Here is a 21,258-nt window from a genome sequence, read left to right as displayed (position 1 = left end):
TCCCGATTCGTCGTCCGCGGGCCAGCCTAGCGACCGGTTCCCACGGCCGACAGGCCACGTGAGAGGGACCTTCGGGGCACCTGTCCCCCGGTGCCCGCGGGCCCCTTCTCAGGCGTCCGGGGGTTGCGCCCCCACCAGCCACATGGAGAAGAACTGGGATCCGCCCCCGTAGGCGTGCCCGAGCACTCTGCGGGCCCGGTCGACCTGGTGTTCCCCGGCCTGGCCGCGTACCTGGAGGGCCGCCTCGGCGAAGCGGATCATGCCGGAGGCGCCGATGGGGTTGGCGGACAGCACCCCGCCCGACATGTTCACCGGAAGGTCGCCGTCCAGTTCGGTCACGCCCGCCTCGGTGAGCTTCCAGCCGCCGCCCTCCTCGGCGAAGCCGAGGTTCTCCAGCCACATGGGCTCGTACCAGGAGAACGGTACGTACATCTCGACGGCGTCGATGTCGCGGCGCGGGTCGGCGATGCCGGCCTGCCGGTACACGTCGGCGGCGCAGTCCCGGCCGGCCCGGGGGGAGACGAAGTCCTTGCCGGCGAAGAGGGTGGGCTCGCTGCGCATGGCGCCGCCGAGCATCCAGGCGGGCGGCCGGGGTGCGCGGGCCGCGCCGGCCCGGTCGGTGAGGACCATCGCGCAGGCGCCGTCGGAGGACGGGCAGGTCTCCGAGTAGCGGACGGGGTCCCACAGCATCGGCGAGGCCTGGACCTTCTCCAGCGTGATGTCGTGCTCGTGCAGATGGGCGTACGGGTTCTTCAGCGCGTTGCGCCGGTCCTTGTAGGCGACCAGCGAGCCGACCGTGTCGGGGGCTCCGCTGCGGCGCATGTAGGCCCGTACGTGCGGTGCGAAGAACCCGCCCGCCCCGGCCAGCAGGGGCTGCTGGAACGGGATCGGCAGGGACAGGCCCCACATGGCGTTCGACTCGGACTGCTTCTCGAAGGCCAGTGTCAGTACGGTGGTGTGCACCCGGGCCGCGACGAGGTTCGCGGCGACCAGTGCGGTGGACCCGCCGACGGAGCCGGCCGTGTGCACCCGCAGCATCGGCTTGCCGACCGCGCCGAGCGCGTCGGCGAGGTACAGCTCGGGCATCATCACGCCCTCGAAGAAGTCGGGCGCCTTGCCGATGACGACGGCGTCGATGTCGGCCCAGGTCAGCTCCGCGTCGGCGAGCGCGCGCAGGGCGGCCTCGCGGACCAGTCCGGCGATCGACACGTCCCGGCGGGCCGCCACGTGCTTGGTCTGGCCGATCCCGACGACGGCCACGGGCTCCTTGCTCATCGCGGATCCCCTTCGAGTACGGCGACCAGGTTCTGTTGCAGACAGGGGCCGGAGGTGGCGTGGGCGAGCGCCCGGTCGGACTCCCCCCGGTGGACGGCGGCGGCTGCCTCGCCGATGCGGATCAGTCCGGCGGCCATCATCGGGTTGGCGGCGAGCGCCCCGCCGGAGGGGTTGACGCGTACCCGGTCGTCGAGCCGCAGCGCCTTGCGCAGCACCACCTCCTGCGAGGTGAACGGGGCGTGCAACTCCGCGGTGTCGACGGGGGCTTCGAAGGCCCCGGCGTGTTCGGCGGCGAGCCGGGCGGAGGGCGAGTCGGTCAGGTCGCGCACGCCCAGGCCGTGCGCCTCGATGCGGTGGTCGATGCCGCGGATCCAGGCGGGCCGCGCGCACAGCTGCCGGGCCCGCTCCCCCGCGGCGAGGATCACCGCGGCGGCGCCGTCCCCGACGGGCGGGCAGTCCCCGGTGCGCAGCGGACGTACGGTGTGCCCGCCGTGCGGCACCGGGCCGCGCAGCTGGGCGTGCGGGTTGGCGCCGGCGGCGGTCCTGCTGCGGGCGGCGACGGCGGCGAGCGCGGACTCGTCGGTGTCGCCGGCGTCGATGAGGGCCTGCGCCTGGAGCGCGGCCAGGGCCACGGAGTCCGGCCACAGCGGCGCGACGTAGTACGGGTCGAGCTGCCGGGTCAGCACATCGCGCAGCGAGCCGGGCGAGGACTTGCCGTACGAGTAGACCAGGGCGGTGTCGGCGTCCCCGGTGAGCAGTTTGGTCCATGCCTCGTAGAGGGCCCACGCGCCGTCCGTCTCGACGTGCGACTCGGAGATCGGGGGCCAGGCGCCGACGCCGTCGAGGGCGAGGGTGAAGGAGAAGGCGCGGCCGGCCAGGTAGTCGCAGGAGCCGGAGCAGGTGAAGTCGATGTCGGCGGTCTTCAGGCCGGTCCGGTCCAGTACCTCGTGCAGGACGGGCATGAGCATCTCCACCTCGGAGAGCTCGTCGGTGGTGCGCCGGTGGTCGGTCTGGGCGAAGGCGACGACGGCGATCTCGCGGCCCCCGGGGGCTTGTGCGCGCGTCACAGCAGCTCCTTGTAGGTGTCGTAGTCCGCGTCGGGTTCGCCGGTGGGCCGGTAGTGGTCGGGGAAGCGGGCGTCGGGCGTCCACACCGGTTCGACCCGCAGGCCCATGCGCACCTGGTCGTAGGGGATGCCGCCGACCCGGCCGTGCAGCGCGAGGTCGGCGCCGTCGAGGGCGATGTGGGCGTAGACGTAGGGGACTTCGATGTCGAGGTTCTTGGCCTTGATGTTGACGATGCAGAAGGTGGTGACGGTGCCGCGCGGGCCCACCTCGACCCGCTCATCGGTGGCGACGCCGCAGGTGGGGCAGGCGCCCCGGGGCGGGACGTACACCTTCCGGCAGGACGGGCAGCGCTCGCCGACGGTCCGCCGCCCGCCGAGCGCGTCGAGGTAGGCGGCCTGGGCGCGGCCGGGCGTGTAGGTGTAGTCGAGTCGGGCCGGGGCGACGATTCCGGTGACGGCGTCCTCGAACTCCCCGCTGTGCGGCTCAGGTTGCGTGCCCGCCTCCTCGGCGGGTCCGTCGTACGGCTCGAAGCAGGCGATGTCGGTGATGGCGCCGGTGCGTTCGGCGGCCCAGCGGACCCGGACCCTCATGCCGGTGCGCACGGCGTCCGGGCCGGGGGCGTCCAGGGCGTGCAGCAGGGCGGTGTCGGCGCCGTCCGGGCGGACCAGGACCCAGGCGAAGGGCGTGGCGAGGGGCTGGCCGCGGCGGGGTTCGTGGTTCCAGGCCCAGGTGGTGACCGTGCCGGTGGCGCCGACCTCGACGAGGTCGCGCAGCTCGTCGGCGGTGACGGGGTCGTACTCGACGGGCGGCACGAGGACGCGGCCGTCGGCCGTGCGCACCCCGAGGACCACGCGTTCGCGCAGGCCGGTCAAAAAGGCGCTCTGCACCGGACCGAGGGAGCGGGTGAAGGGGAACTCGACGGCGAGCGGGGCTTTGAGGACTTCGGGCATGGCGGCTCTCTCTCCTCGGCGGGGTCGGACGCGTGGGTCGGACGCGGCGCGGGTCGGCTGCGCGGGTCAGGCGGGCAGGTCGCGGAGGGCGGACGCGCGCGTCAGGCGCGCTTGTAGACGGGCGGCCGTTTCTCCGCGAAGGCACGGGCGCCCTCCCGGGCGTCGGCGGTGTCGAACACCGGCCAGCCGCGCTTGAGTTCGGCCGCGAGCCCGTCGCTCTCGGTCATCTCGGCGGTCTCGTACACCGAGGCCTTGACCGCCTCCACGGCGAGCGGGCCGCAGGAGTTGACCAGTTCGGCGATCTCCAGGGCCTTCGCCAGGGCGGTGCCGTCGGGGACGACGTGTCCGATCAGGCCGATCCCGGCCGCCTCCCGGGCGGTGTAGGGGCGGCCGGTGAGCAGCATCTCCAGGGCGTGGGTGCGCGGGATCTGCCGTTGCAGCCGGACCGTGGAGCCGCCGATCGGGAACAGGCCCCGCCTGACCTCGAAGAGCCCGAAGGTCGCGGACTCGCCGGCCACCCGGATGTCGGTGCCCTGGAGGATCTCCGTGCCGCCCGCGACGCAGTACCCCTCGACGGCCGCGATCACCGGCTTGCGCGGGCGGTGGTGGCGGAGCATCGCCTTCCAGTGCAGGTCGGGGTCGGCGGTGAGCCGGTCGCGGTGGCGCTCGCCGTCCATCCCCTGCCCGGCCAGGGCCTTGAGGTCCATCCCGGCGCAGAAGGAGCCGCCCGCACCGGTGAGGACGACCGAGCGGACGGTGTCGTCCTCGTCGGCCTCGACCCAGCCGTCGTACAGGCCGACGAGCATCCCCAGCGAGAGCGCGTTCCTGGCGTCCGGCCGGTTGAGCGTGAGCACGAGTGTGGCGCCCTCGCGCCGCACGGTGAGGTGTTCCGTCCCACCCATCGCCCATCTCCCCTCTCGAGAACGAGAACAGGTTGCAGGAGCGGAGGAGGCACTTCAAGGGTTTTCTGACAGGTAGTCAGATTTCTTGGCGCGAACCCTTCCCTGTTGCCCCGCCCTTTGCTCTGATGACCGGCGAACCGTCGGATGCCAGGCACCCCCGGGGTCAGGAGGAACGGTGGAGTACAACCTTGCCGACCTGTTCGAGTCGGTCGTCGACGTGGTGCCGGACCGCGAGGCACTGGTCTACATCGACCACCCCGGCACGGGCACGGAACGCCGGCTGACCTATGCGGAGCTGGACGCCGCGGCCAACCGGGTCGCCCACCACCTCGTCGGCGCCGGGATCCGCCCCGGCGAACACCTCGGGCTGCACCTCTACAACGGCGTCGAGTACCTCCAGACGGTCCTCGGGTGCCTCAAGGCACGGATCGTGCCGGTGAACGTCAACTACAGGTACGTGGAGGAGGAACTGACCTACCTCTACCGGGACGCCGACCTGGTAGCGCTGGTCTTCGACGCGGAGTTCACCGACCGGGTGGCGGCGGCGCTGCCCCGGGCGCCGAAGCTGCGGCATCTGCTGCGGGTCGGGGCGCCGGCGGACGCGACGCCCGGGATGGACCCGGCGGCCGTGCCGTTCGGCGAGGCGGAGGCCGCGGGCGACCCCGGCCGCGGGTTCCCGGCCCGGTCGGGCGACGACCAGTTCATCATCTACACCGGCGGCACCACGGGCCTGCCCAAGGGCGTGATGTGGCGCCAGGAGGACCTGTTCTTCGCCGGGCTCGGCGGCGGGGCGCCGACCGGCGAGCCGGTGCGCGCACCGCACGAGCTCGCGGAGCGCGTCGCCGCGGGCGGCGCGGGCATCACGTTCTTCCCCACCCCGCCGCTCATGCACGGCACCTCCACCCTGACCGCGTTCATCGGCTTCAACTTCGGCCAACGCATCGTGCTGCACCGCAAGTTCGTGCCCGAGGAGGTGCTGCGGACCATCGAGCGGGAACGGGTCACCAGCGTGTCGCTGGTCGGCGACGCGATGCTGCGCCCGCTCATCGACGCGCTCGCCGGGCCCATGAAGGGCACCGACTGCTCGGCGCTGTTCAGCGTCTCCTCGTCGGGCGCGATCATGTCGGACACCGTGCGCAGGCAGTTCACCGAACTGGTCCCGAACGCCATGCTGCTGAACAACTTCGGCTCCTCCGAGTCCGGCTTCAACGGTACGGCGACAGCGGACTCGGGACCCGAGCGCGGCTTCCGCATCCGCGTCAACTCCCGTACGCAGGTCGTGGATCCGGCGACGTACGAGCCGATCGCCGCCGGTGGGACCGGCCGGGTCGCGCAGTGCGGGCACGTCCCGCTCGGCTACTACAACGACCCGCGGAAAACCGCCGAGACCTTCTTCGAGAAGGACGGCGAACGGTGGGTGCTGCTGGGCGACATGGCCACCGTCGACGAGGAGGGCGTGGTCACCGTGCTCGGCCGCGGCTCTCAGTGCATCAACACCGGCGGCGAGAAGGTGTACCCAGAGGAGGTCGAGCAGGCGCTGAAGTCCCACCCCGACGTGTACGACGCCCTGGTGGCCGGGGTGCCGGACGTGCGCTGGGGCAGCCATGTGGCGGCCGTGGTGCAGCTGCGCGCGGGCGCGCGGCGGCCGTCCCTGGAGGACATCCAGACCCACTGCCGCGCCCACCTCGCCGGATACAAGATCCCGCGCCAGCTGGTGATCACCGACACCGTCCGCCGCTCCCCGAGCGGCAAGGCGGACTACCGCTGGGCACGCGAGGTGGCGGTGGCCGAGGACCGGTGAGGCCCCCTCGTCACCGGCCTCACCGTCACGCCGACGGCCCGGCGGTCCGACGGCCGTCGAGGAACGCCGTGACCCGGCCCGTGAACCACTCCGGGTTGTCGAGCCAGGGATAGTGTCCGGCGCCCGGCTGTACGGCGAACTCGGCGTCCACGAAGGCCTCGGCGGCCACTCGGGCGAGCTCGGGGCGGGGACCGCCGTCGACCTCGCCGGCGAGAACCAGCACGGGCGCGGCGACCCGGCCGAGCGCCCGCCGGGTGGCGACCGGGTCGAAGGCTCCGTCGGAGAAGTAGACGTCCCCGGCGGCGTCGTTCACCTGATCGTCCAGCGCGGCCGCGTGCGCACGGGCGGTGTCGTCCCAGCGTCCGTAGAAGAATCCGGCGAAGGCCGTCAGGTCCTCGTCGGCCTCCTCGTCGCCCCCGAGCCATGCCTCGAACACCGGGTACGCCCGCGCGAACCACGGTTCGTCCGTGCGCAGCCGGGCCGCGGCCAGACGGTGCTCGACAGTCGCCGGTCGCCCCAGTGCCCACGGTGTGGCGGTGACGAGCACGAGCCGTGCCACCCGCTGGGGGTACCGGCCCGCGTACAGCATCGCCAGGCTGCCGGCCGCCGAGTGGGCCAGCACGTCCATCCGCTCCAGTCCCAGATGGACCCGGAGCGCCTCCACGTCGTCCACGAGCCGGTCGCAGCGGTAGGTGGCAGGGTCCGCCGGCACCGCGGAGTCCCCGGTGCCGCGCAGATCGAGCAGGACCAGGCGACGGTGCGCGGCCAGCCCGCCGAGGTCGCCGAGATACACGGACGCCCGCATCGGCCCGCCCGGCAGTACGACGAGCGGCTCGCCCTCGCCCTCGCCCTTCACGTGGTAGGCGAGTTCGGTCCCGTCGGGCGCGGCGAAGGTCGGCATGGCCGGGATCCTCGCCCTGCCCGGCGGCCGGGCGCAACGGAGTTCCCGGCCCGTGCCCCGGGTGGACCCGACGCGCCGACGACCTGCCCGATCGCGGATCCGAGGAAGGCGAGTGTCAGTTCTGCCCGGCGGGTGACCACGGGACAGCCGCAATGCAGCTCCGACGCGAGGGGATGGCACGGGCGAGGTTCCGGTGCACCTCGCCGAGTTGCTGTCTCTCCGCTTCCGTACAGGGCCGGTCCACAACCGCGATCAGGTCGAGGTCGCTGCGGCCCGGCCGGTGATCGCCGCCGGCGAGTGCCCCGTGGGCCCGCACCGAGACCAGCGGCACGAGTGGCCGGAGCGCCCCGACGAAGCTTTCGATGAGTTGCCCGGTGTTCTGATCCGTCATGGGGAGAGTCTGCGGCCGCATACCGCAAGTACCGAGCCTCACGCGGGCGGCAGGGTGAGTTTGGTGGCCACGGCATCGAGGACCCAGTCCAGGCCGGTCGCGAAGGATGTCTCGGCGTCCACGTCCGTGCCGTCGTATACCGCTTTGGCCAGTGCCGGGAAGCGGCCCGTGGCCAGCATTCTCGTCAGATGCGGCCCGGAGGCGCGCTGGAAGTCGTGCTTCGACAGGCCCGTGGCGCGCTCGGCCCGCAGGTTCGTGATCTCGCGCCTGATCGCGCCGATGTAGTAGGCGCTGACAGTCTCAACGGCTCGCATCTTGGTGTCGATGTCGGCGAGGCCGTCGAGGGCGGCGAGTGCGGCCTCGGCCACGGCGAGGCCGTTCGGGCCCAGAGCCGGGCGGCGGCCGAGCAGGTCGGCCAGCCATTCGTGACGGAGAGCGGCCTGCCTGGTGCGGTGGGCGAGGACGCGCAGCGCCTCCCGCCAGTCACCCGGCGGCTCCTCGGGGAGGATCTCGGCCTGGACCTCGTCCACCAGGAGGTCGAACAGCTCCTCCTTGGTGGCGATGTAGCCGTACAGCCGCATCGGACCGGCGTTCAGCCGGGCAGCGACCTTGCGCAACGACACCGCCTCCAGGCCGCCCTCGTCGGCCAGCGCGACGGCGGCGGCCACGATCCGCTCCCGGTCGAGCGGCACGGGGCGAGTCGGCGGCTCCGGCCGGTCCCACACAGTCATGGGCACATCGTACTGTTGCGATGCAGTGCATTGGAGCAATACGGTGTATCGACATGAGACATCGTATCGCCGTAGTCGGAGGCGGCCCTGGCGGCCTTGCCTTCGCCCGGGTCCTGCACCGCCACGACTACCCCGTCACCATCCTCGAACGCGATCCCGCCCCCGATGCCCGCCCCCCGGGAGGCACGCTGGACCTGCACAAAGGGCTGGGCCAGCTCGCACTGGACAAGGCGGGACTGCTGGCCGAGTTCGAGGCGCTGTCCCGTCCCGAGGGGCAGGCCATGCGCATCCTGGACACGGACGGAACCGTCCTGCGCGACTGGCGCCCCCGTCCGGATGACCGGGCCAATCCCGAGATCGACCGCGGGCAACTGCGTGACCTGCTGCTCGGCCCTCTCGACGTCCGGTGGGGGCAGGGCGTGACGCAGGTGGTGCCGGGGACCCGGGACGGCGCACTTGTCCATTTCGCGGACGGGCGACAGGAGACGTTCGACCTCGTGGTCGGCGCGGACGGCGCCTGGTCCCGGATCCGCCCGGCGGTCTCGCCGGTGACGCCGCACTACACCGGCGTCACCTCGGTCGAGACCTCCCTGGACGACGTCGACACCCGCCACCCCGGCCTCGCCCGATTGATCGGCGACGGTTCCGTGGCGGTGTACGGCGTGAACCGCTCCCTCGTCGCCCAGCGCAACAGCGGCGGCCACGTCAAGGTGTACGCCAAGTTCCGCGCTCCGCTGGACTGGTGCACGAACCTGGACCCGGCCGACGACGAGGCCGTGCGAGCCGGCCTGCTGGCCCTGTTCGAAGGCTGGGCCGCGCCCGTGCTGGACCTCCTCCGCCGCGGCGCCGCCTTCGTCCACCGCCCCATCCACGTCCTGCCCGTGTCCCACACCTGGACCCACGTCCCCGGGGTGACGCTCCTGGGCGACGCCGCCCACCTGATGCCTCCCTTGGGGGCGGGCGCGAACCTCGCGATGCTGGAGGGCGCCGAACTCGCCGAGGCCATCACCACCGGTCCTGGAGATCTGGACACGGCCGTCCGCGCCTTCGAGGAACGGATGTGGGCACGGGCCGGCAGGTGGGCGGAGATGACGACCGCCGGTCTGGAACGCCTCGTGAGCCAGGACCCCGCCGAAGCCCTCGCCCTCTTCGACCAGGTCCAGCCATCCTGACCGGACCGCGCGAGGGGTCGCGGTACTCCCCGGAGGCAGGGCAGCTCCGTGTCCGGGCTCCGCGCTCGGCCTGTCGCCCACCGGGGCGGAAGCACCGTCCGCGTCGCGGCCCAAGCGTGAGCCCCAGGCGAACAAATCGCGCGGCCTGCGGCCGCAACCGATGAGACGATCCGCGCAGAACCTCGACGGAAGCGATGCCGAGCCCGATGACTGCCGAACGCCCACTCACCTCCGTACTCCGCGAGTTCGCGCGGCCTTTCCGAAGCCGAAGCCGCGGTGACCGCGAGCCGCGCCCGCTCGACCTCTTCCTCACCGAGGGCACCGGCCCCGGGACAGCGCGGGCAGTGGTGGAAGAGGTGATCCGGGAGGTGGCACCCGACGCGGCTTCGACGGACATCGACCTCATTTCCGACCTCCCCTGGCCTTCGGACGCCCGGGCCGCCCTCACCGCCGTCACCGTTGCGACGGGGGCTCGGGAAGGGGAGACCGCCGTCGTCCTGGACCTTGCGGACGAGCGGCAGCGCGCGTGGTTCATCACCCTCGTGCCGCACACCATCTCCGCGGAGATCTGGGGCCCGAGGGGATCAGGAGTCTCCTTCTCCGCGAGTGACACCGGATCGGTGATCGGCTGGCAGTTGCCCGCCGACCGGTGGGAGCGGGTCCGCGCGCGGCTGCGGGAGCGGGGCGTGGACCCCGACACCTCGACTCGGGAGCGCGGTCCCCGGCCGGCCGCCCCGCGGCTCAGGGCCGGTCGCTGAACCGGTCCCGCAGCTCGCGCTTGAGGATCTTTCCGCTGGCGTTGCGCGGCAGGGTCTCGACGAACAGCACTCGCTTCGGGGCCTTGAAGGGGGTGAGCTGCTCGCGGGCGTGGGCGATGAGTTCGGCCTCGGTGGCCTCGCCGCGCGGCACCACGATCGCGGTGACCGCCTCGATCCAGCGTTCGTCGGGCAGGCCGACGACGGCGACCTCGGCGACGGCGTCGTGGGTGTAGAGGGCGTCCTCGACCTGGCGTGAGGCGACCAGGACGCCACCGGAGTTGATGACGTCCTTGACCCGGTCGACGACCGTGAAGAAGCCGTGGGCGTCGCGCACCGCGAGGTCGCCGGAGTGGAACCAGCCGTCGCGGAAGGCCTCGGCGGTCTCCTCGGGCTTGTCCCAGTATCCCTCGCACAGCTGCGGGGAGCAGTAGACGATCTCGCCGGGCGTGCCGTCGGGCACGTCCTTGCCGTCCTCGTCGACGACCCGGGCGTCCACGAAGAGGACCGTACGGCCGCAGGAGTCCATCCGGCCCTTGTGCTCGTCCGGGGCGAGGACGGTGGCCAGGGGGCCGATCTCGCTCTGGCCGAAGCAGTTGTAGAAGCCGAGCTTCGGCAGCCGCTCGCGCAGCCGCTCCAGGACGGGGACGGGCATGATGGATGCCCCGTAGTAGGCCTTGCGCAGTCCGCCGAGGTCGCGGGTGGCGAAGTCGGGGCGGCCCGCCAGTCCGATCCACACCGTCGGCGGCGCGAACAGACTGTCCACGCGGCCCGCCTCGATCAGGTCGAACAGCGCGTCGCCGTCGGGTGCGTCGAGGATGACGTTCGTCGCGCCGACCGCCAGGTAGGGCAGCAGGAACACGTGCATCTGCGCCGAGTGGTAGAGCGGCAGGGAGTGCACTGGGCGGTCGCCCGCGCTCAGGTCGAGGGCGGTGATCGCGCTCAAGTACTCGTGGACCAGCGCCCGGTGGGTCATCATCGCGCCCTTGGGCAGGGCCGTCGTCCCCGAGGTGTAGAGCAGCTGCACCAGGTCCTCGCCGCGCGGCTCGGGGCCGTCGTACGGCGCCGCCGTGGCCAGCCGGGCCAGCAGGGAGTCGTCGGTGTCGCGCAGCGCCAGCGTGCGCACGTCCGCGGGCAGGCGGTCGGCCAGGTCGGGGTCCGTGAGGACCAGCGCGCTGCCCGACTGGCCGACGATGTAGGCGAGATCGTCGCCGGTCAGGTTCTGGTTGACCGGTACGTGCACCAGGCCCGCGCGGGCGCAGGCGAGGAAGGCGATCAGGTAGGCGTCGGAGTTGTGGCCGTAGGCGCCGACCCGGTCGCCCGGGGCGAGGCCCTGGTCGAGCAGCACGCTCGCCGCGCGGGAGACGGCCGTGTCGAGTTCCTCGTAGGTCCAGGTGCGGTCGCGGTAGTCCACCGCGACGCGCGCCGGGGTGCGGCGGGCGCTGCGCCGCACCACCCCGTCAACCGTGCTCCCGTGTCCAGGCGTCATGGGACCTGATCCTCGGTCCCGCGGAAGTGCGAGGTCAAGCGCCCGGCCCGGGCGGGGTCAAGCACCCGGTCCGGGCGGGGTCCCGGCCACGCGTCCCGGGACCCGCCGCGCGTCACATCTTCTTCGCGTGCCCCTCCCAGTACGGGTCGCGCAGCCGCCGCTTGTAGAGCTTGCCGTTGGGGTCGCGCGGCATCTCGGCGACGAAGTCGACGCTCTTCGGGCACTTGTAGCCGGCGAGCCGCCCGGCGCAGTGGCCGAGGAGCGCGGCGGCGAGGTCCGGGCCGGCCTCGTGGCCCGGGGCCGGTTCGACGACGGCCTTGACCTCCTCGCCCCAGTCGTCGTGCGGGATGCCGAAGGCGGCGGCGTCGGCGACGGCGGGGTGCGCGAGAAGGGCGGACTCGATCTCGGCCGGGTAGATGTTGACCCCGCCCGAGATGATCATGTCGATCTTGCGGTCGCGGAGGAAGAGATAGCCGTCCTCGTCGAGGTAGCCGAGGTCGCCGACGGTGAAGAAGTCGCCGATGCGGTTCTTGCGCGTCTTGGCCTCGTCCTTGTGGTACGCGAAGCCGCCGGTGTTCATCTTCAGGTAGACGGTGCCGAGTTCGCCGGGAGGCAGCCGGTTGCCGTCGTCGTCGAAGACCGCGAGTTCGCTGATCGGCCAGGCCTTGCCGACCGTCCCGGGCTTCTTCAGCCAGTCCTCGGCGGTGGCGAAGGCGCCGCCGCCCTCGCTGGCCGCGTAGTACTCCTCCACCGCGTGCCCCCACCAGTCGATCATCGCGCGCTTGACGTGGTCGGGGCAGGGCGCGGCGCCGTGGATGGCGTGCCGCATGGCGGTGACGTCGTACGACCTTCTGACCTGCTCGGGCAGGGCGAGCAGCCGGTGGAACTGGGTCGGCACCATGTGGGTGTGGGTGCACCGGTGGGTGTCGATGAGGCGGAGCATCTCCTCGGGCGTCCACTTGTCCATCAGCACCAGCCGGTGGCCGATGTGCAGCGAGGCGCCCGCGAACTGCAGGACGGCCGTGTGGTAGAGCGGGGAGCAGACGAGGTGGACGTTGTCGTCGTACGGCCGGATACCGAAGATGCCGAGGAAACCGCCGAGGTAGGACTCCTCGGGGAGCTTGCCGGGCAGCGGGCGCCGGATCCCGCGGGGGCGTCCCGTGGTGCCCGAGGTGTAGTTCATGACCCAGCCGAGGGTACGGTCCGCGGGCGCCGACTCCGGCTGTCCGTCGAGGAGTTCGGCGTACGGGCGGAAGCCCTCGACCGTGCCGACGGCGTACCGGCCCTCGGCCGGCAGCCCGGCCTCGTCGGCGGCCTGCCGGACGGGCCCGGCGAACCGTTCGTGGGTGATGAGGACCTTGGCGCCGGAGTCGGCGACGATCCAGGCGATCTCGGGTGCGACGAAGTGGTGGTTGACCGGGACGAGGTAGAACCCGGCCTGGGAGGCGGCCAGGTAGGCCGCGAAGAACTCGGCGGAATTGGGCAGGACGACCGCGAAGGAGTCGCCACGTTCGAGTCCGGCCGCGCGCAGACCGTGCACGAGCCGGTTGGCGGCGGCGTGCAGGCGCCCGGCGGTCCACTGTTCGCCGTCGGGGGCGACGAGGACGGTACGGTCGGGGTCGGCGGTGGCCTGGGCCCAGAATCCTACGGGAGGTGTGCTCACGACCGGCCGCTCCTTCCGGCGATGCGGCTGACCCGGTCCACGGCCCGTTCGAAGCCGCGGGTGAGGTCGTCGAAGACGTCCTGGACTGCGCGTTCGCTGTTCATGCGGCCGACGATCTGGCCGACGGGCGTGCCGAGCAGCGGGTCGATCTCGTACTTCTGGATACGGGAGACGGCCTCGGCGACGAGCAGCCCCTGCAGGGGCATGGGGAGGGTGCCGGGCCCGTCCGGGGCCTCCCAGGCGTCGGTCCATTCGGTACGCAGCTGGCGGGCCGGTTTCCCGGTCAGGGCGCGGGAGCGGACGGTGTCGCCGGAGCCCGCGGCCAGCAGTTTGCGGGTCAGGGCGGGCGAGGTGAGGTCGGCCTCGGTGGTGGTGAGCCACAGGGATCCCAGCCACACCCCCTGTGCGCCGAGCGCGAACGCGGCGGCGGCCTGCTCGCCGCTGCCGATGCCGCCGGCGGCCAGCACGGGCAGCGGGGCGACGGCCTCGACGACCTCGGGGGTGAGCACCATGGTGGCGATCTCCCCGGTGTGGCCGCCGGCCTCGTACCCCTGCGCGACGACGATGTCGATGCCGGCCTCCTGGTGCTTGCGGGCGTGCCGGGCGCTGCCGGCGAGCGCGGCGACGAGCACGTCCCGGTCGTGGGCGCGGGCCACGACGTCGGCGGGCGGTGAGCCCAGGGCGTTGGCGAGCAGCCGGATCGGGTAGTCGAAGGCGACGTCGAGCTGGGTGCGGGCGACCTGTTCCATCCAGCCGGTGATCCGCCAGCCGGACGGCTCGCCCGGGGCCAGCTCGGGCACGCCGTACTTGGCGAGGGTGTCCGCGACGAACCGGCGGTGCCCCTCGGGGATCATCGCCTCGACGTCGGCCTCGCTCACGCCCTCGACCTTCTTCGCGGGCATGACGACGTCCAGGCCGTAGGGCCGTCCGCCGATGTGCGCCTCGATCCAGTCGAGGTCGCGCTTGAGGTCGTCCGGGGCGGTGTACCGGACCGCGCCGAGCACCCCGAAGCCGCCGGCCCTGCTGATGGCCGCGGCGACGGCGGGGAACGGCGTGAAGCCGAAGACGGCGTGCTCGACTCCCAGTTTCCTGCTCAGCTCCGTCTGCATGGGCGCAGGATGCCGCAGCCGTCCTGCCGACGGAAGACCTTTTCTGATGCTCCGTCAGATTTCCTGCGGGGCCCCGCGGACGGCGGTGTGCAGATGGCCGTCGCGGGGGTGGGCGGGCGGGGCCGCGGGCAACAGGGCTGTGAAGGCGAACCCGGCCTTCTGCGCGACGCGGCAGGACGCGGTGTTGTCCTCCTGGTGGACGAGTTCCAGCCGGGTCGGACCGTCGGCGGCGAAGGCGGTGAAGGCCCAGCCGGCCAGCGCGCCCAGGGCCCGCGGTGCCACGCCCCGGCCGCGGGCGTGCGCCGCGGTCCAGTAACCGACCTCGGCCGTGGGCGCCGCGGCGACGGGCCTCTTGAGGACGACGTGACCCGCCGGCCGCCCGCCTTCGCCGTCCTGCGGGGCCTCCAGGACGGCGAAGGCGAAGCGCTCCCCCGCCGCCCAGCCCCGTCGCTGCGCCCGTACCCAGGCCGCCGCGCTCTCCTCGTCGTGCACCGCGCCACTGGTCCAGCGGCGCAGCACGGCGTCCCGGTACGTCTCGACCAGGGCGGGCACGTCGGCCGGGGTCCAGGGGCGCAGCAGGAGCGCGGGGGCGGTCGCGGTGCCGGCCGCTTCGAGTCGTACGGCTGTCATGTCCATCCGCCGACCCTGGATGACGGGGTGTCAGGAGCCGGTCAATCGGCCCCCTCCTCCAGCACGGCCATCGCCGCGTTGTGCCCGGGCACCCCGCTCACCCCGCCGCCGCGCACCGCGCCGGCCCCGCAGAGCAGCACGTTGGCGTGCCGGGTCGCCACGCCCCAGCGGCCGGTGCCCTCGTCGGCGTACGGCCAGGACAGGTCGCGGTGGAAGATGTTGCCCCCGGGCAGCCGCAGGTCGCGCTCCAGGTCCAGCGGGGTCTTCGCCTCCAGGCACGGGCGTCCGTCGGCGTCGACGGCGAGACAGTCGGCGAGCGGCTCGTCGAGGTGCGCGTCGAGCTGGGCCAGGGTCGACCGCAGCAGCTCCGCGCGTACGGCGTCGTTGTCCTGTTCGAACAGGCGGGCCGGGGTGTGCAGGCCGAACAGGGTGAGGGTCTGGTAGCCCTGCCGGACCAGGTCCGGACCGAGGATCGTCGGGTCGGTGAGGGAGTGGCAGTAGATCTCGGAGGGCGGGGCGGTGGGCAGTTCGCCCGCGGCGGCCTGGGCGTGCGCGGTGGCCAGTTGCTCGTAGCCCTCGGCAATGTGGAAGGTGCCGGCGAACGCCTCGCGCGGGTCGACGGACCTGTCCCGCAGCCTCGGCAGCCGCTTGAGCAGCATGTTCACCTTCAGCTGTGCACCCTCGGCGGGGTCCGGCGGGGTGTCGCCGGTCAGCGCCGCGAGAGCCTGCGGGGAGGCGTTGACCAGGACGTGCCGGGCCTCGGCGACCCCCTCGCCGTCCGCCGTGCGGTAGGTGACCTCGGCCGTCCGCCCGTCCGTGGCGATCCGCAGCGCCTCGTGCCCGGTCGCGAGGACGGCACCGGCCTGGCGGGCGGCCGCGGCCAGCGCGTCGGTCAGGGCGCCCATGCCGCCGACGGGTACGTCCCAGGCTCCGGTGCCGCCGCCGATCACGTGGTAGAGGAAGCAGCGGTTCTGCTTCAGCGAGGGGTCGTGGGCGTCGGCGAAGGTGCCGATGAGCGCGTCGGTCAGGACGACCCCGCGGACCAGGTCGTCGGCGAAGTGCTTCTCGACGGCGACCCCGATGGGTTCCTCGAACAGCATCCGCCAGGCGTCCTCGTCGTCGACCCGGCGGCGCAGTTCCTCGCGGGTGGGCAGCGGGCCGGTCAGGGTCGGGAAGACCCGCTCGGCGACGCGGCCCGTCATGGCGTAGAAGCGCTGCCAGGCCTCGTACTCGCGCGGGCCGCCGGTCAGCCGGGCGAAGGCGTCGCGGTTGCGCCGTTCGCCGCCGCCGACGAGCAGCCCGGTGGGCCGTCCGTCGCGTTCGACGGGGGTGTACGAGGAGATGGTCCGCCCGCGCACCCGGAAGTCCAGGCCCAGATCGCGCACGATCTTCTTCGGCAACAGGCTGACCAGGTAGGAGTAGCGCGAGAGCCGGGCGTCGACGCCGGTGAACGGGCGGGTGGAGACGGCCGCGCCGCCGGTGCGCTCCAGTCGCTCCAGCACCAGTACGGACCGGCCGGCCCGGGCCAGATAGGCCGCGGCGACCAGGCCGTTGTGTCCTCCGCCGACGATCACCGCGTCGTAACCGCGCCGTCCGCCGTGTTGTCCGTTGTGTCGTCCGCCGTGTTGTCCCTCGAGAGCAGCCATGATCCCAGGTAACACGAGGTGATCCGGGTCGGCCAGAGGGCGGACGCCGGGGTCAGCGGCCCTGCGCCGCCTGTTGCTGACGCAGGACCGCCACCCTCCGGTACAGCTCGACCGCCTCCGCGGAGCGTCCGAGCTGCTCCAGGCAGTGGGCCTCGTCGTTGCGGCTGGCGAGAGTGTCGGCGTGGTCCGCGCCGAGGACGCGCTCGCGGGCCGACGCCACCTGCCGGTACTCGGCCAGCGCGTCCGGCCAGCGGCCGAGCCAGCCCAGACTCACGGCGACCTCGCGCCGGCTGACCAGGGTGTCGGGGTGGTCCGGGCCCAGCGCGCGCTCACGGATCGCGCACACGTCCCGGGCCTCGGCGAGGGCCTCCTCCCAGCGGCCGAGGCGGCCCAGGTTGACGCCCAGGCCGTGACGGGCACGCAGGGTCTCGGCGTGCGCGGGGCCGTGCACCCGGGTGCGGTCCCCGGCGAGGTCGCGGTAGAGGACGAGCGCCTCCGCGCTGCGGCCCAGCCGGCCGAGGCTGATGCCGATCTCGTGGCGGGCGGCGAGGGTGTCGGCGTGGTCGGGGCCGAGGGTGCGGGCGCGGGCCTCGGCGATCTCGCGGTACTGCTGGAGCGCCTCCGGCCAGCGGCCGAGCTGGCCGAGCGCGTAGGCGACCTCGTAACGGGTCACCAGGGTGTCCGGGTGGTCGGGGCCGAGCACCCGGGCGCGGGCGGCGGCGACCTCGTGGGCCATGCGGTACGAGTCCTGCGGACGGCCGAGCCGGCTGAGGTTGAAGGCGAGGTTGTGACGGCAGCGCAGGGTGTCGGGGTGGTCCGGGCCCATGGTCTGTTCGCGGGCGGCGAGCACCGCGCGGTAGACCTGGTGCGCGTCGAAGTGACGGCCCAGCTGTCCGAGGACGTAGGCCATCTCCTGGCGCACGGCGAGCGAGTCGGGATGGTCGGCGCCCAGCGCCCGGGTGCGGGCCGCGGCGACCTGCTTGTACACGCGCAGCGCGTCGGCGGCGCGGCCGGTGCGGCTGAGGGTGAAGGCGAGTTCGTAGCGGCTGGCGAGGGTGTCGGGGTGGTCGGGGCCGAGGATGCGTTCGCGTTCGTCGGCGACCGCGCGGTGCACCTCGCCGGCCTCGCTCCAGCGGCCGAGGCGGCCCAGCCCGAGCCCCGTGCTGTGCCGCCCGGCGAGGGCGGTGAGGGTCTCGCGGCCCGCGGCGGGCAGCGCGTCGGGCCGGGGCGGCAGCGCGGGCCGGCCGGTGACCGGGCGCGCGATCCACTCGCCGGTGAGCGCGGCCCCGGCGTCGGGGAGTGCGGGACGCAGCCCGGCCGCGGTCGCCTTGTGGCCGGTGGTCATGCCCCGGGTCCAGGACGGCAGGCGCGGTTCGCGGGCGGCCGGCTCGTACGGCCGCGGCTGCGGCTGCGGCTGCGGACGGGGGGTCACCACGGTCGGCACGTACACCGCAGGGGCGCGGCCCGCGGCGATCCGGCGGGCCACCTCGAGGGCGTCATCGGGGCGCTGCCCGGGTTCCTTGGCGAGCAGGTCGAGGACGATCCGCTCCAGGTACCCGGGCAGTTCGGCGCGGTGCTCGCGCGGCGGGCGGGGTGGGGTGTCGCGGTGGCCGATGAGGACCGCCCAGGCGTCGTCGTGGTCGAACGGCGGCGCCCCGGTGGCGATCTCGTACAGCACGCAGCCGAGCGAGTACAGGTCGCTGCGCTGGTCGACCTCGCTGCCGCCGATCTGCTCGGGCGACATGTAGTGCGGGGTGCCCATGGCGATGCCGGTTCCGGTCAGCCGGGAGGTGAAGCCGATGTCGTGGCCCAGGCGCGCGATGCCGAAGTCGCATATCTTCACGGTGCCGTCGGTCAGCCGGACGATGTTGGCCGGCTTCAGGTCGCGGTGCACGATGCCCTGGCGGTGGGTGTAGGCGAGCGCGGCCGCGACCTGGTCGGCGATCTCGACGACGTCCGCGACGGGCAGCGGCCGGTGCCCGTCGTCCTCCAGCAGCCGGCCCAGGTCGCGGCCGTCCAGGAGCTCCATGACGAGGAAGAGGACGCCGTCCCACTCGCCGAAGTCGTGGACGACGGTCACCCCGCGGTGCTGGAGGCCCGCGGCCACCCGGGCCTCGCGCCGGAACCGCTCGCGCAGCACCCGGGTGAAGCTCGCGTCGTGTGCCGGACCGCGCGGCTTGAGCCACTTCACGGCGACGTGCCGGTCGAGCGACTCGTCCCGCGCACGCCACACCTCGCCCATGCCGCCGCGCCCGATCATGTCGAGCAATCGGTACCGGCCCTGGATCAGCCTGGTCTCCGCCATCGCGTACGGTCGCCCCCGTTCGCCCCGCCCTCCCCTGGCTCGTCCAGTATGGCGGCCTATCGTCCGACTTTGTACGGTGCCGGACGGGCACCGGGGCCGAGGCGGGCCATGGCCCGCAGGACGTGTTTGGGCGGGAGTTGCCAGCGCAGACGTGCGGGAACACAGCGCAGGAGGGTGCCGGTGGCACGCAACCGGCGGGTGACGGTGGCGGGCCGCGGGGCCGGTCTGCCGTACAGCGCGTGGGCGTACGGCGGCAGGGAGGCGTAGGCCAGCTCCGCCACGCGCCGCCACAGCACCTCGCGCGCCGGGACGAGGAGGGGGTGCGTCGGCGGGCGCAGCAGGAAGTCGTCCACGGTGTGCGCCTCGGGTCCGGCGGCGAGTTCGGGACGCACCCGCGCGAAGTAGGCGGCCAGTTCGGCCCGGTCGCCGGGTACGGCGTCGGGGTCCAGGCCCACCAGGCGGGCGCCGGCGCGGTGTTCGCCGATGTAGCGGTCGGCCTGGGCGTCGGTGAGCGGGAAGCCGGAGCGGCGCAGGACGTGCAGATAGGAGTCGATCTCGGCGCAGTGGATCCACAGCAGCAGCGCGGGCTCGTCGACCCCGTACCGTTCGCCGGTCCCCGGGTCGGTCGCCGTCAGCCTGGCGTGGATCTTCCGGACCCGGGCGCCGGCCTTCTCGGCGGCCTCGGTGGTGCCGTACGTCGTGGTGCCGACGAAGTCGGCGGTACGCATCAGCCGGCCCCAGGCGTCCTGGCGGAAGTCGGAGTTCTGCATGACCCCGCGCACCGCGCGCGGATGCAGCGCCTGGAGGTAGAGGGCGCGGACGCCGGCGACCCACATCATGGGGTCGCCGTGCAGCTGCCAGGTCACGGACGCGGGGCCGAAGAGCCCGGGGTCGGGTGTGCTTCGGGACGCCATGCCCGCAGTGTCGCCCCCGGTGCCGCCGGACACCAGCCCGCCTGCGGGCGCCGGCCCCCGCTCCCGGACCCGGCCGCCCCGTCCCGCCCCGCGGCTACCTGCGCACCCGGGGCATCCCCAGGCCGATCCACGCGATGATCTCCCGCTGGATCTCGTTGTTGCCGCCGCCGAAGGTGAAGATCACCGCCGAGCGGTAGCCGCGCTCCAGCTCGCCGCGCAGGACCGCGCCCGCGGAGCCCTCCTGGAGCGCGCCCGGGGCTCCGACGATCTCCAGCAGCCAGGCGTAGGCGTCGCGCCGGGCCTCGGAGCCGTACACCTTGACTGCGGAGGCCTCCTGGGGGGTCAGGGTGCCGTCCTCGACGGCGCTCACCATTCGCCAGTTCATGAGCTTGAGGGCGTCGAGCCGGGTGTGGACCTGCGCGAGCCGGCGGCGCACCCAGGGCAGGTCGACCACCCGCCGGCCGTCGGCGAGCTTGGTCTCCCGCGCCCAGCGCTGCACGTCGTACAGGGCGCGGATGGCCATGGTGCCGTGCGCGGCGAGGGTCACCCGCTCGTGGTTGAGCTGGTTGGTGATCAGCCGCCAGCCCTGGTTCTCGGCGCCGACGCGGCGCGAGACGGGGACGCGGACGTTCTCGTAGTAGCTGGCCGTGGTGTCGTGTCCGGCGAGGGTGTTGATGAGGGTGCAGGAGTAGCCGGGGTCCGTGGTCGGCACCAGCAGCATGGTGATGCCCTGGTGGGGCGGGGCGGCCGGGTCGGTGCGCGTGGCGAGCCACACCCAGTCGGCCGTGTCCCCGTTGGTGGTCCAGATCTTCTGCCCGTCGACGACGTAGGTGTCGCCGTCCCGTACCGCGCGGGTGCGCAGCGCGGCGAGGTCGGTGCCCGCGCCGGGCTCGCTGTAGCCGATGGCGAAGTCGATCTCGCCGGAGAGGATGCGCGGCAGGAAGTACGCCTTCTGTTCCTGCGTGCCGAACCGCATCAGGGTCGGGCCGACGGTGTTGAGGGCCATCAGCGGCAGCGGCACGCCCGCCTGGGCCGCCTCGTCGAAGAAGATGAACTGCTCCATCGCCGACAGGCCGCGTCCGCCGTACTCCTTCGGCCAGCCCACCCCGAGCCAGCCGTCCGCCCCGAGCCGCCGGACCGTCTCCCGGTAGAACCGCTTCTGGGCGGCGGGCTCGGCATGGCGGGCGGAGGCGTCGGCCGGCATCAGCCCGGCGAAGTAGGCGCGCAGTTCGGTGCGCAGCCGCTGCTGATCGGGCGTGTGATCGAGGTGCACGGCGCCTCCAGGTTCCCCTCGGCCGGTCCTGACGGCGCACACCGTAGAACGTGTTCCAGAAATTGGGAACGGCACTCACACCACCGGTCGCGTCCGACCGGTCCGGCAACGGCACCGGCACCGGCACCGGAAAGGGCGACCGGCGCGAACCCGCCCCGGCACCAGCGAGGGCGGCCCGCACGGTCCCGCCGGGACATGGGAGCCCGCACGGTCCGCCCGAGCGGCGAACCCGCGCGGACCCGCCCGGGCAGCGGTCCGCCCGGACCCGCCCGGGCCAAGGTCCG

General features: G+C 73.4%; 18 protein-coding genes. 3 read left to right on the top strand and 15 right to left on the bottom strand.

The window, feature by feature from the left end:
• Positions 1-108 precede the first annotated feature (108 nt).
• The 4 genes from ABT085_RS14040 to ABT085_RS14025 all read right to left on the bottom strand — a co-directional run bounded on the left by ABT085_RS14040 (position 109) and on the right by ABT085_RS14025 (position 4,194).
• Positions 109-1,275 (bottom strand): thiolase family protein, encoded by a 1,167-nt coding sequence (locus ABT085_RS14040; protein WP_351606100.1) that lies wholly within the window; start codon positions 1,273-1,275, stop codon positions 109-111.
• Complete coding sequence (locus ABT085_RS14035) at positions 1,272-2,342, bottom strand: thiolase family protein (RefSeq protein WP_351606097.1); 1,071 nt, start codon at positions 2,340-2,342, stop codon at positions 1,272-1,274. Before ABT085_RS14035 ends, ABT085_RS14040 begins: the two co-directional genes overlap by 4 nt.
• The gene (locus tag ABT085_RS14030) at positions 2,339-3,292 is read right to left on the bottom strand and encodes a Zn-ribbon domain-containing OB-fold protein (RefSeq protein WP_351606095.1); all 954 of its coding nucleotides are present in this window, start codon (positions 3,290-3,292) and stop codon (positions 2,339-2,341) included. Before ABT085_RS14030 ends, ABT085_RS14035 begins: the two co-directional genes overlap by 4 nt.
• 101 nt (positions 3,293-3,393) lie before the next feature.
• Complete coding sequence (locus tag ABT085_RS14025; protein ID WP_351606092.1) at positions 3,394-4,194, bottom strand: crotonase/enoyl-CoA hydratase family protein; 801 nt, start codon at positions 4,192-4,194, stop codon at positions 3,394-3,396.
• Between the two features lie 175 nt (positions 4,195-4,369).
• On the opposite strand from ABT085_RS14025, the gene ABT085_RS14020 reads away from it, so the two are divergent.
• Positions 4,370-5,995: an acyl-CoA synthetase gene (locus ABT085_RS14020; RefSeq protein ID WP_351606088.1), complete on the top strand. Its 1,626-nt coding sequence runs from the start codon at positions 4,370-4,372 to the stop codon at positions 5,993-5,995.
• A gap of 25 nt (positions 5,996-6,020) precedes the next feature.
• Here ABT085_RS14020 and ABT085_RS14015 read toward each other — a convergent pair whose 3' ends face one another.
• The 3 genes from ABT085_RS14015 to ABT085_RS14005 form a co-directional block, all read right to left on the bottom strand.
• Positions 6,021-6,896, bottom strand: a complete 876-nt coding sequence (locus tag ABT085_RS14015; protein ID WP_351606082.1) for an alpha/beta fold hydrolase — start codon at positions 6,894-6,896, stop codon at positions 6,021-6,023.
• Between the two features lie 115 nt (positions 6,897-7,011).
• Complete coding sequence (locus tag ABT085_RS14010; RefSeq protein WP_351606079.1) at positions 7,012-7,287, bottom strand: nucleotidyltransferase domain-containing protein; 276 nt, start codon at positions 7,285-7,287, stop codon at positions 7,012-7,014.
• Positions 7,288-7,325: 38 nt separating this feature from the next.
• Positions 7,326-8,018, bottom strand: coding sequence for a TetR/AcrR family transcriptional regulator (locus tag ABT085_RS14005; protein WP_351606078.1), 693 nt, complete (start codon positions 8,016-8,018; stop codon positions 7,326-7,328).
• A gap of 53 nt (positions 8,019-8,071) precedes the next feature.
• On the opposite strand from ABT085_RS14005, the gene ABT085_RS14000 reads away from it, so the two are divergent.
• Both ABT085_RS14000 and ABT085_RS13995 read left to right on the top strand, forming a co-directional pair.
• Positions 8,072-9,190 (top strand): FAD-dependent oxidoreductase, encoded by a 1,119-nt coding sequence (locus ABT085_RS14000; RefSeq protein WP_351606076.1) that lies wholly within the window; start codon positions 8,072-8,074, stop codon positions 9,188-9,190.
• Between the two features lie 206 nt (positions 9,191-9,396).
• Complete coding sequence (locus ABT085_RS13995) at positions 9,397-9,948, top strand: hypothetical protein (protein WP_351606074.1); 552 nt, start codon at positions 9,397-9,399, stop codon at positions 9,946-9,948.
• Here ABT085_RS13995 and ABT085_RS13990 read toward each other — a convergent pair.
• The 8 genes from ABT085_RS13990 to ABT085_RS13955 all read right to left on the bottom strand — a co-directional run bounded on the left by ABT085_RS13990 (position 9,932) and on the right by ABT085_RS13955 (position 20,974).
• On the bottom strand, positions 9,932-11,434 hold the full coding sequence (locus ABT085_RS13990; protein WP_351606071.1) for an acyl-CoA synthetase: 1,503 nt from the start codon (positions 11,432-11,434) through the stop codon (positions 9,932-9,934). The two genes, ABT085_RS13995 and ABT085_RS13990, sit on opposite strands and share 17 nt — an antisense overlap.
• A 112-nt stretch (positions 11,435-11,546) precedes the next feature.
• A complete protein-coding gene (locus tag ABT085_RS13985; RefSeq protein ID WP_351606068.1) occupies positions 11,547-13,097 on the bottom strand; it encodes an acyl-CoA synthetase in 1,551 nt (516 codons plus the stop codon).
• Entirely contained in the window at positions 13,094-14,206 is a 1,113-nt protein-coding gene (locus tag ABT085_RS13980) for an NAD(P)H-dependent flavin oxidoreductase (RefSeq protein ID WP_351606065.1), read from the bottom strand. The genes ABT085_RS13985 and ABT085_RS13980 overlap by 4 nt, the downstream gene beginning before the upstream one ends.
• A 54-nt stretch (positions 14,207-14,260) precedes the next feature.
• Entirely contained in the window at positions 14,261-14,842 is a 582-nt protein-coding gene (locus ABT085_RS13975) for a GNAT family N-acetyltransferase (RefSeq protein WP_351606062.1), read from the bottom strand.
• 35 nt (positions 14,843-14,877) lie between these two features.
• Positions 14,878-16,482, bottom strand: a complete 1,605-nt coding sequence (locus ABT085_RS13970; protein ID WP_351606059.1) for a phytoene desaturase family protein — start codon at positions 16,480-16,482, stop codon at positions 14,878-14,880.
• A gap of 52 nt (positions 16,483-16,534) precedes the next feature.
• Positions 16,535-18,787 (bottom strand): serine/threonine-protein kinase, encoded by a 2,253-nt coding sequence (locus tag ABT085_RS13965; protein ID WP_351606056.1) that lies wholly within the window; start codon positions 18,785-18,787, stop codon positions 16,535-16,537.
• A 56-nt stretch (positions 18,788-18,843) separates the two neighbouring features.
• Complete coding sequence (locus tag ABT085_RS13960; RefSeq protein WP_351606054.1) at positions 18,844-19,701, bottom strand: oxygenase MpaB family protein; 858 nt, start codon at positions 19,699-19,701, stop codon at positions 18,844-18,846.
• Positions 19,702-19,795: 94 nt separating this feature from the next.
• Positions 19,796-20,974 (bottom strand): acyl-CoA dehydrogenase family protein, encoded by a 1,179-nt coding sequence (locus ABT085_RS13955; protein ID WP_351606051.1) that lies wholly within the window; start codon positions 20,972-20,974, stop codon positions 19,796-19,798.
• Positions 20,975-21,258 lie beyond the last annotated feature (284 nt).

This window comes from Streptomyces sp. NPDC002265, assembly GCF_040296125.1.
Classification (GTDB): Bacteria; Actinomycetota; Actinomycetes; order Streptomycetales; family Streptomycetaceae; genus Streptomyces.
This window is presented reverse-complemented; position numbering and strand designations above follow the sequence as displayed.